This window comes from Streptomyces sp. cmx-4-9 (assembly GCF_046548835.1).
Taxonomy (GTDB): domain Bacteria; phylum Actinomycetota; class Actinomycetes; order Streptomycetales; family Streptomycetaceae; genus Streptomyces.
The window spans coordinates 336,513-349,124 of the sequence record NZ_JAEBEE010000006.1 but is presented as its reverse complement, the minus strand read 5'-3'; the positions used below and the strand labels follow the sequence as shown (position 1 = coordinate 349,124).

The 12,612-nt window shown below is 68.0% G+C and carries 12 protein-coding genes; 7 read left to right on the top strand and 5 right to left on the bottom strand.

All coding sequences use genetic code 11. From position 1 onward, the window contains the following. Positions 1-253: 253 nt before the first annotated feature. The gene (locus ACLJTM_RS20470; RefSeq protein WP_411105311.1) at positions 254-688 is read right to left on the bottom strand and encodes a MarR family winged helix-turn-helix transcriptional regulator; all 435 of its coding nucleotides are present in this window, start codon (positions 686-688) and stop codon (positions 254-256) included. Between the two features lie 85 nt (positions 689-773). On the opposite strand from ACLJTM_RS20470, the gene ACLJTM_RS20465 reads away from it, so the two are divergent. The 4 genes from ACLJTM_RS20465 to ACLJTM_RS20450 all read left to right on the top strand — a co-directional run bounded on the left by ACLJTM_RS20465 (position 774) and on the right by ACLJTM_RS20450 (position 4,113). After that, entirely contained in the window at positions 774-1,643 is an 870-nt protein-coding gene (locus tag ACLJTM_RS20465; RefSeq protein ID WP_411105101.1) for an alpha/beta fold hydrolase, read from the top strand. Between the two features lie 624 nt (positions 1,644-2,267). Continuing rightward, the gene (locus ACLJTM_RS20460) at positions 2,268-2,888 is read left to right on the top strand and encodes an ATP-binding protein (RefSeq protein WP_411105100.1); all 621 of its coding nucleotides are present in this window, start codon (positions 2,268-2,270) and stop codon (positions 2,886-2,888) included. After that, positions 2,795-3,391, top strand: coding sequence for a hypothetical protein (locus tag ACLJTM_RS20455; protein ID WP_411105310.1), 597 nt, complete (start codon positions 2,795-2,797; stop codon positions 3,389-3,391). The genes ACLJTM_RS20460 and ACLJTM_RS20455 overlap by 94 nt, the downstream gene beginning before the upstream one ends. A gap of 137 nt (positions 3,392-3,528) precedes the next feature. Next, complete coding sequence (locus ACLJTM_RS20450) at positions 3,529-4,113, top strand: DinB family protein (protein WP_411105099.1); 585 nt, start codon at positions 3,529-3,531, stop codon at positions 4,111-4,113. 150 nt (positions 4,114-4,263) lie between these two features. Here ACLJTM_RS20450 and ACLJTM_RS20445 read toward each other — a convergent pair whose 3' ends face one another. Together ACLJTM_RS20445 and ACLJTM_RS20440 are read right to left on the bottom strand one after the other, a co-directional pair. Next, a complete protein-coding gene (locus tag ACLJTM_RS20445) occupies positions 4,264-4,680 on the bottom strand; it encodes a hypothetical protein (RefSeq protein WP_411105098.1) in 417 nt (138 codons plus the stop codon). Positions 4,681-5,283: 603 nt separating this feature from the next. Beyond that, on the bottom strand, positions 5,284-6,294 hold the full coding sequence (locus ACLJTM_RS20440) for a quinone oxidoreductase family protein (protein ID WP_411105097.1): 1,011 nt from the start codon (positions 6,292-6,294) through the stop codon (positions 5,284-5,286). Between the two features lie 595 nt (positions 6,295-6,889). Between ACLJTM_RS20440 and ACLJTM_RS20435 the strand changes: the two genes are divergently transcribed. Next, positions 6,890-7,324, top strand: a complete 435-nt coding sequence (locus ACLJTM_RS20435) for a DUF6892 domain-containing protein (RefSeq protein ID WP_411105096.1) — start codon at positions 6,890-6,892, stop codon at positions 7,322-7,324. Between the two features lie 520 nt (positions 7,325-7,844). Here ACLJTM_RS20435 and ACLJTM_RS20430 read toward each other — a convergent pair. After that, on the bottom strand, positions 7,845-8,558 hold the full coding sequence (locus tag ACLJTM_RS20430; protein ID WP_411105095.1) for a hypothetical protein: 714 nt from the start codon (positions 8,556-8,558) through the stop codon (positions 7,845-7,847). Positions 8,559-9,437: 879 nt separating this feature from the next. After that, positions 9,438-10,049 carry a TetR/AcrR family transcriptional regulator gene (locus tag ACLJTM_RS20425; protein ID WP_411105094.1) on the bottom strand — a complete coding sequence of 204 codons (612 nt, stop codon included), beginning with the start codon at positions 10,047-10,049 and terminating at the stop codon, positions 9,438-9,440. 125 nt (positions 10,050-10,174) lie between these two features. On the opposite strand from ACLJTM_RS20425, the gene ACLJTM_RS20420 reads away from it, so the two are divergent. Together ACLJTM_RS20420 and ACLJTM_RS20415 are read left to right on the top strand one after the other, a co-directional pair. Then, the gene (locus ACLJTM_RS20420; protein WP_411105093.1) at positions 10,175-10,867 is read left to right on the top strand and encodes an SDR family oxidoreductase; all 693 of its coding nucleotides are present in this window, start codon (positions 10,175-10,177) and stop codon (positions 10,865-10,867) included. Positions 10,868-11,449: 582 nt separating this feature from the next. Further along, the gene (locus ACLJTM_RS20415; protein ID WP_411105092.1) at positions 11,450-12,454 is read left to right on the top strand and encodes an NADP-dependent oxidoreductase; all 1,005 of its coding nucleotides are present in this window, start codon (positions 11,450-11,452) and stop codon (positions 12,452-12,454) included. Positions 12,455-12,612: the final 158 nt, after the last annotated feature.

The following is a 12,612-nucleotide window of genomic DNA, read 5'->3' as shown; positions in this document are numbered from 1 at the left end:
ATGACGAATGGCTGTCACGGGCGCCCTCCCGAGACCATGCCCTGGTGAACTCAGGACTTCCCGCCGGATGGACGAGCGAGCGCGTGCGCGCTCTCTCCGAAGACCCAAGCGCCGTGTCGCTCTCCTTCGATCGGCTCGCAGTCCCTGAGGAGGCCGGCCAGGGCGACTACGAACCGCTCCGGCCTGATGCGATTCTTGCGTTCCACGAGTTGTGCCTCGTGAGGGACGACGGTGACTGGTTCACGGGGCAGCTCTACGATGACGGCTCGGACGCGGCTGCTCCAAGGGCGGCGGTCAGGTAGCGGTGAACGCTGTCCAGTTCGCCCGGGGTGAAGCCCTCAGCCACCTCGACCAGGTTGGCGATGAGCGGGCCGAAGAAGGACCGCCCCAGCTCCACGGCTTTCTGCTCAACCGTCAGCACGACGCGTCGTCGGTCGTTTTCATCGCGCCTGCGGCGGACGAGCCCCAGGCGCTCCAGCCGGTCCAGCAGGGCGGTGGTGCCGGCCGAGTTGAGCCGCAGCGCCGCGCCGAGTCGTCCCGGGGTGACGTCGGTACCCGCCCGATCGGCGTCGAGCAGATGGATCAGGGCCCGGAGATCGGTCGGGTGCAGACCGTTGCGCGCGGCGAACTCGGCGCCGCGCAGATCGAGTTCCACGGTCACTGCGCGCAGTAGATGGACCAGCCGCATCGCGGGGTTGATGTCATCACTCACCGGGCTACTATCTCGGCAAGCGAGATACTCGGTCAACGAGACGATTCCCCGGGGGTTCACCGTGTCCTCAGCTCAAGAGTTCTTCGCGGCTTACGACGCACTGCTCGCCCGCTGGCCCACCGGTACCGCCGAACTCGACATCCCCACCCCGTACGGGACCACCCGTGTCCACGCCTACGGCCCCGCCGACGCCACTCCAGTCCTCCTTCTGCACGGCGGCGGTTCCACCGGCGCGGTCTGGTTCGCCAATGCCCCAGCTCTTGGCACGCACCACCGGGTGCTGGCCGTCGACATCCTGGGCGATGCGGGACACAGCGTCCCCGGCGGACGCCCGCTGCGCACAACCACCGACCTGATGGCCTGGCTGGACGCACTGCTCGACGGCCTCGCCGTGTCCCGCACGCACCTGCTGGGCCATTCCTACGGCGGCTGGATCGCCCTGACCTATGCCCTGCACGCCGCGCGGCGGGTCGATCGGCTGGTACTGCTCGACCCGACCCAGTGCTTCGCCAACTTCCGTCCGGGTTTCCTGCTGCGTTCGCTGCCGATACTGCTCCGTCCGACGCGCGCCCGCGCACACGCCTACCTGGACCGCGAGACAGCAGGGACCGACACCGACCTGGGCTGGAAGCAGCTCTACGCCTTGGCGGTCTCGGGCTTCGCGAACCGGAAACTGGTCGTGGGCCGCCGCCCGGACCCCTCGGCACTGAGCGTCCCGCTCCTGGTTCTTCTCGCCGGCCGCAGCGACGCCCATGACGCCGCCAGAGTCGCAGCCCGCGCCCGCAAAGCCGTACCGGACGCCCGGATCGAGATCCTGGCCGAACTCACCCACTTCGCCATGCCCACCGCCCTGTCCACCCAGACGAACCATCGGATCACCGACTTCCTGGCGGACAACCAGGAGAAGCAAGCCGCCCCGGGAGCCGTTTGAAGGAAAGAAAGCGGGGCGGACTGCGCTGAGACCATTCAGCAAGGGTCGGGACGAGCGGCGTCAGGCACTCCATCGAGACCTGGCCCGCTCTTACGTATCAGGTTGTGCGGGAAGGTGCTGGCCGGCCGGCCCCAAGGACCCACGGGGACGAGATCGCGGTCGAGGGCGAGGCGCAGCCGGTGATCGTGGGGCTGGGCGTATGGGTCTCCAACACTGGGACCGTCGCGACAAGCTCACCGTCGACCAACTCGCCGCCCTCGCGAAGCGGGACGTGAACGATACGCAGTAGCCAGTCTCACCCAGCCGGAAATCCGAAGGAAAAGGCACCTTAAGCACGGGCGGGAACGCCCCCCTCGCTCCTCCGGAGGGACATTCGCGCATCTCCGCTCCCAGCAGCGGCACTCCGGGACGGTGGCCTCGGCGCAGCGCGGGACGTGACAACCTGGAACCTCACTACACAGGCTCTGACCTGCCAATTTACCTCCAGAAACCTAGTATGTACCTGCACCGGTGACCACGTGAACGTAGCTTCCGCTGGTTCGGCGACATCCGCTCACACATGCTCAGGACGCCCCGGGAGGGATCTTTATGACCGAGTCCGGCAACCCCAGTCAGCCCGCGACCATGCACGAGTACAGCGCCAGTCACATCCAGGTACTTGAGGGCCGCGAGGCGATACGCAGGCGCCCCGACATGTACATCGGCTCGACCGGGGAGCGCGGCTTGCATCAAATGGTGTACGAGGTCGTTTCGTATGCCATCGACGAGTACCTTGCCGGCCACGCCGACACGGTCGGCGTCACGATCACCGCGGGCGGCGGCATTCGGGTCGCGGACAACGGGCGGGGTCTGCCCGTGGAGGTGGAGGAGGCCACCGGTAAGTCGGCCGTCGAGTGCGCACTGACGGAGCTGTCCTTCGGCCCCAAGCCCCGCACCGGCTACTGGATGTCCGGTGGCATCAACGGCCTGGGCCTGTGCGTGGTCAACGCGCTGTCGAGTCGTCTCGCGGTCGAGGTTCACCGTGATGGCCATCGTTGGACCCAGGAGTACGAAAGGGGCGCCCCCATCACTCCCTTGACGAGGAACGAGAAGACGAGCGAACACGGCACCACGATCGTGTTCTCGCCCGACCCTGACATCTTCGAGACCACCTGCCACTCGTTCGCCACGCTGTCCCAGCGTCTCCAGGAGCTGGCCTTCCTCAACGGGGGCCTGGCCGTCTCACTGACCGACGAACGTCGCTGACGACCACCGCACGGCGACTCAAAGATCATTTACGGGACAACCTTTACCCTCCGAATCTCGTTCACTCCACCGCCACCGCCTTCGAGTCAGAGGACGAAGATGCGACGATCTTCGTACAGGTCGCCACGCAGTGGAACACCTGGCCCTCGGGAGAGTTCCGCTCTTTCGCAAACAGCACCCGCACTCATGAGGGCAGTGCACACGAGCGGGGCTTTCGTGGCGCACTCAGCGACATCGTCAATGACTACGCGCGCCGTCAACGGCATCTGTGCGCGGAGGACGAGGACATCACCACCGAAGCCATCTATGAGGGCCTGACTGCGGTCGTATCCGTGAAGCTCGCCCATCCCGTCTTCGAAGGTGCCGACCGGACCAAGCTCAGCAATCCCGAAGCAGACACATACGTCCACGAGGTCGTCCGCGAACACCTCACACACTGGTTCGACCACCACCCTAATGAAGCCGCAACCATCATCCACCGCATTCTCAGCGCCTCCACCTGACGTGCGAAGGAGCAACGAAGGACCTCCAGCCTCCGCCCCAGCGCGACCCCGCTCACGCCGACCAGCTCCGCCCTGCGTCGTTGCGGTCCACGCACGGGATTTTGAGGCCACGAGGAGCCATGACAGGCTCATGCCGCATGATCGATGAATTCGCGAAGGACCACCTGCACGGGAGACTGCGCCGGGACCGCAAGGCGCTGGTCTGGAAGCTCGACGGCTTGTCCGAATACGACACCCGCCGACCGTTGACAGTGACCGGGAGCAACCTCCTCGGCCTGGTCAAACATGTAGCCGGCGTCGAGGCCAGGTACTTCGGCGAAGTCTTCAACTACCCTTCCCCGGAACCGCTGCCCCGGTGGCAGGACCACGACGGCAGCGATCTGTGGGCGACTGAGGACGAGACGCGCGATCAGATCATCGAGTTCTACCAGCGCACATGGGAACACTCGGACGCGAGGATCAACGAGCTTCCCCTGGATGCCCCCGGCCATGTGCCGTGGTGGCCGGAGCCTCATTCCAACACGAACCTATTTGCCGTCATGGTCCACGTCCTCGGCGAGACCAACCGACATGCCGGGCACGCCGACATCCTGCGCGAAGGCGTCGACGGCCGAACCGGGCTGCGCCTCGAACATGAAATGCAGATCGATGAGGAAACCCGCGACGCCTACTACGCGAAGATCGAGCAGGCCGCCAGATCGGCCGCGGCGGCGAAGGCATAGAGGGTTGTGCCACGTGACTTGATGTTCGAGCGGCATGTTGGCGGCCGTGAGAGCGGGCGGTGTTCAGTCGCAGGGAACTCGCTCGCTTACAACGGCATCGGCGCCGTCCTCGCCACCGATCTCAGCTCGCAACATGCCGCCGGATCATGGTCAGGGCCTGTAGTAGACCTTGCAAGCCAGGTCCGCGTAGTTGCCGTCATCCAGGCAGACCTTGATCTTGGCAGCCCCGCCCGGAACATCGGCGGCAACGTTGAGAGTGAAGCCGGACGTCTGGTTGCAGATGACGGGCGTGCCGCGGCTGCCCAATTGCTTGCCGTTGGCGTCATAGGTGTACATCCAGGTCGCCCGGCATCCGCTGGAGCTGATGGCTCGGTGCTCACCGGCCAGAGTGACCGACCGGTTGTACCAGGTGGCCGTGCCCATGGTGTAGGTGGCACCGTAAGGGACATGGATCCCCGGGGTGGTGGGGTAGTCGACTGCCTGCGCGCTCGTCGCCGGCAGCCCGAGGAGCACGCCAACCGTCAGAGTCGCGGTGCCAAGGCCGGCAGCCATCTTCATACGGCGCATACGGTCTCCCAGACAGAGAAGCGGAAACACAGAGGAAGCGCTTCCAGCCTGACCAGGGGCAACCGCTACGTCCACAAGCTATCCAGCCACATCGAGCCCCGAGTCCCAAGTTCGAGCTGCGTTCGACAGCGATCCCACGCCGGCCGAGGCTGGGTCATCGCGCAGCACCACTGCTCGTAGGCGGACAAGTGGACGCCCGTGCCCTGCGCGATGTGGGCGCGATGTGGGCGGACCTGATCGAGCAGGCCGGGACCGATGTCCTACACCTGGCCGACGGCTGGCACCGGCCCTGAAGCCGTGCTTACTCGTGCTTTGAAGATTTACTGGGCCCAGCCCCAGACCCAGCCCCGGCCCCTGCCCGAGCACTGCACGACGCCGAGCACACGGGCAGGGCCTCATCGTGACCGGCCCCCATCCGCGCGCCTTTGGGCCCGACGCCGATCCGTGAGGCCGGAGACCTTGGCTGTTCGTGCCGGGCGGTTGGGGACGGGTGCGCCAGGTCTCGGCTGGGGGATCTTGAAGGGGGGGACCCACGGCGATGACGGTCAGGTCGGCCATGCCCTCGACATCTCAGCTCCAGGATCCCGACCTCGTCACCCGTGATCAGCTCTGCGTCTCCTCGCGGCGTCCAACAGCGGCCGCAGGGGGTACGACGAGCAGCTTGCCGGTGGTACGCCGAGCCTCCAGATCGCTGTGGGCCTGGGCGGCCTCGGACAATGCGTAGCGGCCCGTTACGGTGACCTCAAGCGCCTTGGAGCGCACCCAATCGAACACATCGGCGGCCCGTCGGAGCAATTCGGACCGATCGGCGATGAAGTCCCCGAGGCTGGGCCGGATCAGGGTCAGCGAACCGCCGCGGGCGAGCCGCATCGGATCAAACGGCGGCACGGCACCACTTGCCGCGCCGAAGAGCACGAGATGGCCGCGGGATCGCAGGCTGCCGAGGCTCGCATAGAAGGTGCGCGCGCCGACGCCGTCGAAGACAACCGGCAGTCCCTGACCGCCGTTGAGCCGCCTCACCTCGGCTGCGAGATCGTCGACTGCGGACGAAAGGATCACCTCAGCAGCCCCGGCACGCTTCGCCAGCTCGGCCTTCGCCGTGGTCGACGTCGTGCCGATCACCCTGCCGCCGAGATGGGTGACGAGCTGGGTCAAGAGCAGCCCCATGCCACCGGCAGCCGCATGCACGAGCACCGTGTCGCCTCCCTGAACCGGGTAGGCGTCCTTGACGAGATAGTGCGCGGTCATACCTTGCAGGAGCACGGCGGCGGCTGTCTCGAAGTCGATATCGTCGGGCAGCGGCACCAGCCGGGAGGAGTCCACGACGGCCCGCTCGGCATACGTGCCGGGAATCTCCACCCAACCGACCCGGTCCCCGACTGCGACGTCAGCGACGCCGGGTCCGACTTCGACGACCACGCCGGCGCCCTCAGCGCCCGGGGTGAAGGGCAGCGGGAGGCTGTACCGGCCTTCGCGGTGGTAGACGTCGAGGAAGTTCACCCCTGATGCGGCGACCTCCACGACCGCCTCGCCCGGACCCGGCCGCGGCTGGTCCACCTCGGCCTCGTGCAGCACCTCGGGACCGCCCACTTCGTACACCTGAATCGCTCGCATGACCCTCCAATAACGGCTCGTCCCCCCACCAACCCCGTTGGCGGCGATCCGATTCCCGGCATGCAGACCAGCCCGCCGCCCCCACCAAGAGCTGAGACGCGCGGCGGCGGTATCGGCAGAAGCACCGGAAGCGGGAACTCCGGCGGTACCGGCAGCACTCTCAACAGCCCAAGTCCGACGGCAGCGCGACCCCGATCGGCACCGGCAATGGACAGGCACGGGCACGGGCATCCTCCCCCGCCGGCGGCAAGCTCGCCGCAACCGGAGCCGACCCGGCCACCGCATGGGCCCTCGGCGGTGCAGGACTGGCCCTCGCCTGGGGAGCTGCCCTGGTCGCGGGCACCGGCCGGCGACGCGGTCGCGCTCCGGCCTGATCCGCGGCCGCGACCGTCTTGGCCTCGCGCGGCTCGCACGACGTCGGTGCCTCGGCTCCGAGGAGACGGCGGCGTTCTCCCATCGGTGGTTGTCAAACTTCGTCCCGCAACTGGTGGCGCAGGGAGCAACCGTGCACCGCCACGCGGACCGCCTCCGCCCCCGCCCCCGCCACCTGAGACCACCGATCCGACCATTCGTACCGGCGTGGTACTGATGTGCCATGAGCCAGTTCCGCGATTTCAACTTCAAGCTGCTCGTCATCGAGGAGCTCATGTACGGCCCCGAGCAGCTCCTGCCGCTCTACGACCTGCCCGCGCGGCTGGCCGAGCGGGGAATCGGCGACCCCGCGTCCTACGTCCTAGACAACGGCCTCCACACGGAGGTACTGCCGGAGTCCCGGGTCCATTTCGAGACCCTCGAGATCCCGGACGAGCTGCTCGCCCGCGTCGAGGAGCTGTGCTTCGACGCCGGGGCGGAAGTCTTCCGGCACTGCGCCCCTGCCTGGGACGGCGAGGACGATCTGTTCGACGTCCGCTCGCTCGACGACCTCGCCCTGCTGCCCAACCTGCGGAAGGTCACCTTCGTGGAAGACGGCGTCCTGGCCGTCCCGGACGCGGCAGATACCTTCGCCGCGTCCGGCATCGACACCGACTGAGCCACGGCGCCCGTCCGTCGTACGTCGCCTTGGCCGAGGCTACGTAGGCGACAAACCAGCGGCGCGGCCGCTCTCGGTGGTGGAGAGGGCAACCCGCGCGAGCTACCCTCCAGGACGCGGCCAGGGGGTGGAACGGCTTGGCAGGACGGCTGCTGTCAGCGCTCGTCTACCAGCTGATCGTTTTCACGGAATGTGTGCCAGAACCGGGTTGTGAAGCCCGTTGTTCATGGGTTTGGGAGACGCCGCGATCCATGCTCGGGGGGTCGCCAGGTCTGAAATCACCAGAGTTCCTGCCAGGGCAGGACCGGGATGCTCCTGATGAATGGGCCTGGTCATGCCGCAGATGTCGAAGGTCGCGCTGTATGCGGCGATCCGTCGGGACCACCGCGGTGGCCTGAGGATCCGGGAGATCGAGCGCAAGTCGCCGACTCAGGCGTCGCTCCGGAGGTCCGCTTGGTTGTGTCCGCCACCAGCACGCGGCGGCGGACGCCGAACCTCTCTCGTGCACCCTCGACGCGATTCAGGAGGCTGCGGCAGCCTTCTGGATACGGGGGACGAAGAGCTGGGCCAAGGTGTGGACGGTGGCCGGGTCCAGGGAGCTGCCTCCCCCATCTTCCAGCCTTACCTGGGCAATGACCGTTCCCAGGCACATGGTGAGGTCGAGGCCGTCCAAGCTGCCGGCGTTGCGGTAGTACGCATGGCTCTCAACTCCAGGGACAGGAGGCATCTCCGCTTTGGCATGTTTGGCCGACCAGTCCTTTTCCTTGCTGCACGCATCCTCGGCGGCCTTCTTGTCGGCATAGGCCTGGATGTCGAAGTAAGCGTTCTCGCCGGCCGCCTCGAACTTCACCGAGCCGTCCGCGATGCCGGTGCAGTCCCAATGCGTGTCCGGACCGCACTCCGCCGGGGACTTGGGCTGCTCTTCTATATCCGCGCGGCCGGTCTTCGGTTTCCAGCCCTTCATCGCCCCCGGGTCAGGGAGCGCCTGCCGGATTCGGTCCTCCGTGTTGAACACGGTGTCGAAGTCCGACGTGGCGCCCTTCGACTTGCCCGAACCCCCTCCCGTACCTGCGTTCGTACCTGGTGCCGACTTGTCGTTGGTCGGCGGCTTCTCGCCAGTCGGCTCAGAACCACCGCCTCCACACGCGGTGGCGAAAGCTGCCAGCGCCATCACAGCCACCGCCATCGAACCAATGCCGGACCTCAACTGCATCTCCCGCTCCCCCTGGCTCATCGGACCAACCCATCAAGCTGGTACACCATCAGATGATCCTGGCAGCTGCCCCCGAGGATCATCAAATGGAGTCCGGCCGCCGCCTGGTCGAAGTTGCTGCGGCGCACGCCGAGGCGCACCGCGGCCTGGTCTGGGCCCAGGGGGACGTACCAGTCGAGGGGGGCGGGCAGGTCCCGGCGGCGGCGAGGGCGGCCACCTGGCCCGGGTGGATCTCGGGAACTCCAACTCCCCACTGAGGTAGACCAGGAGACCGGCTTTGACGAGGCGGCCCACCGCCGAGGCCGTCACCCTCGGCCCGAGAATCGGGAGCGGCACGCCCCAGGCCTCCTGAGCTGGCTCGCCGCCACCCCGGCATCCATCGGGCCCCAGCACCGCGCGCACGGCCTCGGGGTCGGCGGCCTCCGCCACCGCCCGCGACCACCGCACCGGACCGAAGCCCGCCGGCGGGACCAGGCCCGAACCCGCCCACCGCAAGGCTGCCACCGGTACCGCAACCTGCCCGCAGCCGCGTACTCGTCGTAGTCCTCACGTACCGAACGCGCCACGAAACGCACCCCAATCCCACACCGCACTGCCCGACCGCCGTGCCGAGCCGTGCCGTGCCGTGCCGAGCCGTGCCACAAGCGTCCCGGAAGATCCTGCGACCGAGATTTCTACTTGGCGGACGGGCGCAGTAATTGGCGGATCTTGCTTCGGTAACGCTGTGTCGTGATGAGCCTGAGCACCTCAGGTGTCGCATTCGCACGACAACTGCTCTAGGCAGCACGGAACTACGCCATGCCGGTCAGGCCGCGAGCACGGAAGCCTCGGACCCCCGCGGCACCTGGCGGGTGCGGCCGGTGCACACACGCCTCGCGGCGCCTGATGCCGGACCCTCGGTCAGCCTGCTTCCGTCAGGGCCGCGTGCGCGGCGGCGAGGAGATCCTCGGAGAGCGGGGAGCCCAGGGTGGCCCGGGACAGGACCAGAGCACCGACCAGGGTGCACAGCCGGGCGAGGCCGTCCTCGGCGCCCCCGACGCCCTCGCCGCCCCCGACGCCCTCGCCACCCGCGACGGCCTCGGCGGGAGCGAGGAACGCGGCGAAGTCGGCCACGCCCTCCGCGTAGGTACGGCGCGCCTCGCGGCCTTCGGGTCCGCGCGCGATATCGGTGGCGAGAGCCGCCACCGGGCAGCCGTCCGCCGCGTTGTCACGGTGTTCGACGGAGAGGTAGGCGTCGATCAGGGCACGCTGAGCGGTGTCCCGCCGCCCGTCGTGCCGTTCGAGCCCGGCCGCATTGCTCCGTGCGATCTCATCGAAGACGTGGGCGGTGACCTCGTCGACGAGCGCTTCCTTGGAGGCGAACTGTTTGTAGAAGGCGCCGTGGGTGAGGCCGGCCGCCTTCATGAGATCGGCGACGCTGACGTGGGTGCCCTGCTCACGGAACAGCCGGGACGCGGTGTCCACCACCCGCCTGCGATTTTCCTCCGCCTGCGCCTGCGATACGCGACCCATGGCCACCTCCTGCACGAACCAGCTTGGATGTCGATTGGCATCTATCCTAGTCGCATGTTTAGATTGGGGTCGCAATCTATTAGAAGCGGGTGCTCCGACGGCACCTGCGAAGGACAGGAGCGAGCATGGAACTCAAGAACGCGGTCGCGGTGGTCACCGGCGCCAACCGGGGCCTCGGGCGACACCTGGCCGCCCAGCTCGTCGAGCGTGGCGCCAAGGTCTACGCGGCGGCCCGCCGTCCCGAGACGGTCGACCTGCCGGGCGTCACCCCACTGCGCCTCGACGTGACGGACCAGAAGTCGGTACGGGAGGCCGCCCGCATCGCCTCCGATGCGACGCTTCTGATCAACAACGCGGGCATCTCCACCGGCGCGACGCTGGTCGGCGGCGACCTGGACGAAGTACATCGCGAGATGGAGACCAACTTCTTCGGCCCGCTCCTCGCCACACGGGCCTTCGCGCCCGTCATCGAGGGCAACGGCGGCGGCGCCGTACTCAACGTCCTGTCCGCCCTGTCCTGGTTCCACCCGGCAGGCCTCGGCTCCTACGCGGCTTCCAAGGCCGCGGCCTGGGCGCTGAGCGACGCGAGCCGCGAGGAACTGGCGCCCCGAGGGATCACCGTCTCGGCGCTGCACGTCGGCTACATGGACACCGACATGGCCGCCGCCGTGCCCGCCGATCAGAAGGTCGCCGCCGCCGACGTCGCAGCTCAGGCCCTGGACGGCATCGAGACCGGCCTGTCCGAGATCCTCGCCGACGACACCAGCAGGTACGTCAAGCAGAGCTTGTCCGCGGCGCCCCAGCCGAACGCGGGCTGACGCTCACCCCCTCCACCACCGCACGACGGCCTTCCAGGCTCGCTCCCTTACGCAAGGACTTCTCCTGCGTGAGTCGGCCCTCGGCCACAGGACCGGACTGCGCGTCTCCGCGTACGCGCTCGGCACCCCGAATTTCGGGTTCGGCTAGGGCGCCGGCGCCGAGCCCGACGAGACCCGCCGGATCTTCGACCGGTTCGCCGAGGCCGGAGACACCTTCCTTGACAGCGCTGACAGCCACCTTGCAGCCCTCGACGTCCAGCACACCGAGGAGAAGTACACGCGCCTAGACAAGGTCAGCGCCATGCCGCTCGGCGTACCGCACGAGGACGTCGCGGGCTCGCGGGGCCCCCTCCAGGGCGGCGACGCGGGCAGCGTCATCGCCCCGTGCTGTGCCGGTGGCCCGAGCCCGGAAACACGGCCGCCGCAGGGCTCTCCGCGAGGCAATGGCCACCGCCGTACCGACGCGGAGCACGCGGAGCACGCGGAGCAGAAGACACCACAAACTGTTTCGTTCCGAGATGAACCCCTCACGGACAGAGCACCCCTCCCGCTTGGACGGGAGACCACACGAACGGAGATGACGTGAAGGCCTTCATGCTTGAGAAGTACGGTGACGCGTCCACCATGCGTGCCGCCGAGATACCCGACCCCCAGGTGGGCGCCGACGACGTCCTGGTCAGGATCGACGCGGCGAGTGTCAACCCACTGGACATGAAGATCCGCGACGGTGACCTCAAGCAGATCCTGCCCTACCGTCTCCCGCTCGTCCTGGGCAACGACCTCGCCGGGACCGTCGTCCGCGTCGGATCGTCCGTTACCCGCTTCTCGGTGGGTGACGAGGTCTGGGCGCGGCCCGACAAGGACCGCATCGGCACCTTCGCCGAACTCCTCGCCGTCCATCAGGACGACCTGGCGCCCAAGCCCGCCACGCTCACCATGACCGAGGCCGCCTCCCTCCCCCTGGTCGCGCTGACCGCCTGGCAGGCCCTGGTCGAGCGGGCGAACGTCCAGCCGGGCCAGAAGGTCCTCATCCACGCGGGCGCCGGGGGCCTGGGATCCATCACCATCCAACTGGCCAAGGCACTGGGCGCGCACGTGGCCGCCACCGCGAGCACCGCCAAGGTCGACCTCGTCAAGGACCTCGGCGCGGACGAGGTCATCGACTACCGCACCCAGGACTTCTCCGAACTCCTCACCGGCTACGACCTCGTCCTGGACTCCCTCGGTGGCGAGAACCTCGCCAAGTCCCTGCGTGTCCTCAAACCCGGCGGCCTGGCCATCTCCGTCGCGGGCCCGCCCGACACGGCCACCGCCCGCGAACTCGGCTCGAACCTGGTACTCCGCCTGGGCATCGCCGCGCTCAGCGCCAAGATCCGGCGCCAGGCCAAGCGTTTCGGTGTCACGTACTCCTTCCTGTTCATGAAGGCCAGTGGCGACCAGCTGCGCGAGCTCACCCCCCTCATCGACGCCGGGAAGATCCGCCCCGTCGTCGACCAGGTCTTCCCCTTCGACGAGACCCTTCGGGCCATGGAGTACGTCGAGAAAGGCCGCGCGAAGGCCGGCAAGGTCGTCGTCTCCATGGCGTGAACCAGGGCAACGGGCCCGCCGGACACCAAAAAAGTCCTCGGTCACGGATCCCGTTTGTTGTCATAGTGTCTGGTTTGAGGCGCCCAGGGCGGGCCGCGCGGGGTGAACGCGCCCGCGGCCGTCGCGGCCGCCTCACCCAATAAAGCCGGGTCTTCCTG

Excerpts from the sequence above, each read along its gene's own strand:
- ACLJTM_RS20435 (WP_411105096.1), top strand. The coding sequence starts at position 6,890 with ATGAGCCAGTTCCGCGATTTCAACTTCAAGCTGCTCGTCATCGAGGAG.
- ACLJTM_RS20425 (WP_411105094.1), bottom strand. The coding sequence starts at position 10,049 with ATGGGTCGCGTATCGCAGGCGCAGGCGGAGGAAAATCGCAGGCGGGTG.
- ACLJTM_RS20440 (WP_411105097.1), bottom strand. The coding sequence starts at position 6,294 with ATGCGAGCGATTCAGGTGTACGAAGTGGGCGGTCCCGAGGTGCTGCAC.
- ACLJTM_RS20445 (WP_411105098.1), bottom strand. The coding sequence starts at position 4,680 with ATGCGCCGTATGAAGATGGCTGCCGGCCTTGGCACCGCGACTCTGACG.
- ACLJTM_RS20460 (WP_411105100.1), top strand. The coding sequence starts at position 2,268 with ATGCACGAGTACAGCGCCAGTCACATCCAGGTACTTGAGGGCCGCGAG.
- ACLJTM_RS20450 (WP_411105099.1), top strand. The coding sequence starts at position 3,529 with ATGATCGATGAATTCGCGAAGGACCACCTGCACGGGAGACTGCGCCGG.
- ACLJTM_RS20420 (WP_411105093.1), top strand. The coding sequence starts at position 10,175 with ATGGAACTCAAGAACGCGGTCGCGGTGGTCACCGGCGCCAACCGGGGC.
- ACLJTM_RS20430 (WP_411105095.1), bottom strand. The coding sequence starts at position 8,558 with ATGAGCCAGGGGGAGCGGGAGATGCAGTTGAGGTCCGGCATTGGTTCG.
- ACLJTM_RS20470 (WP_411105311.1), bottom strand. The coding sequence starts at position 688 with ATGCGGCTGGTCCATCTACTGCGCGCAGTGACCGTGGAACTCGATCTG.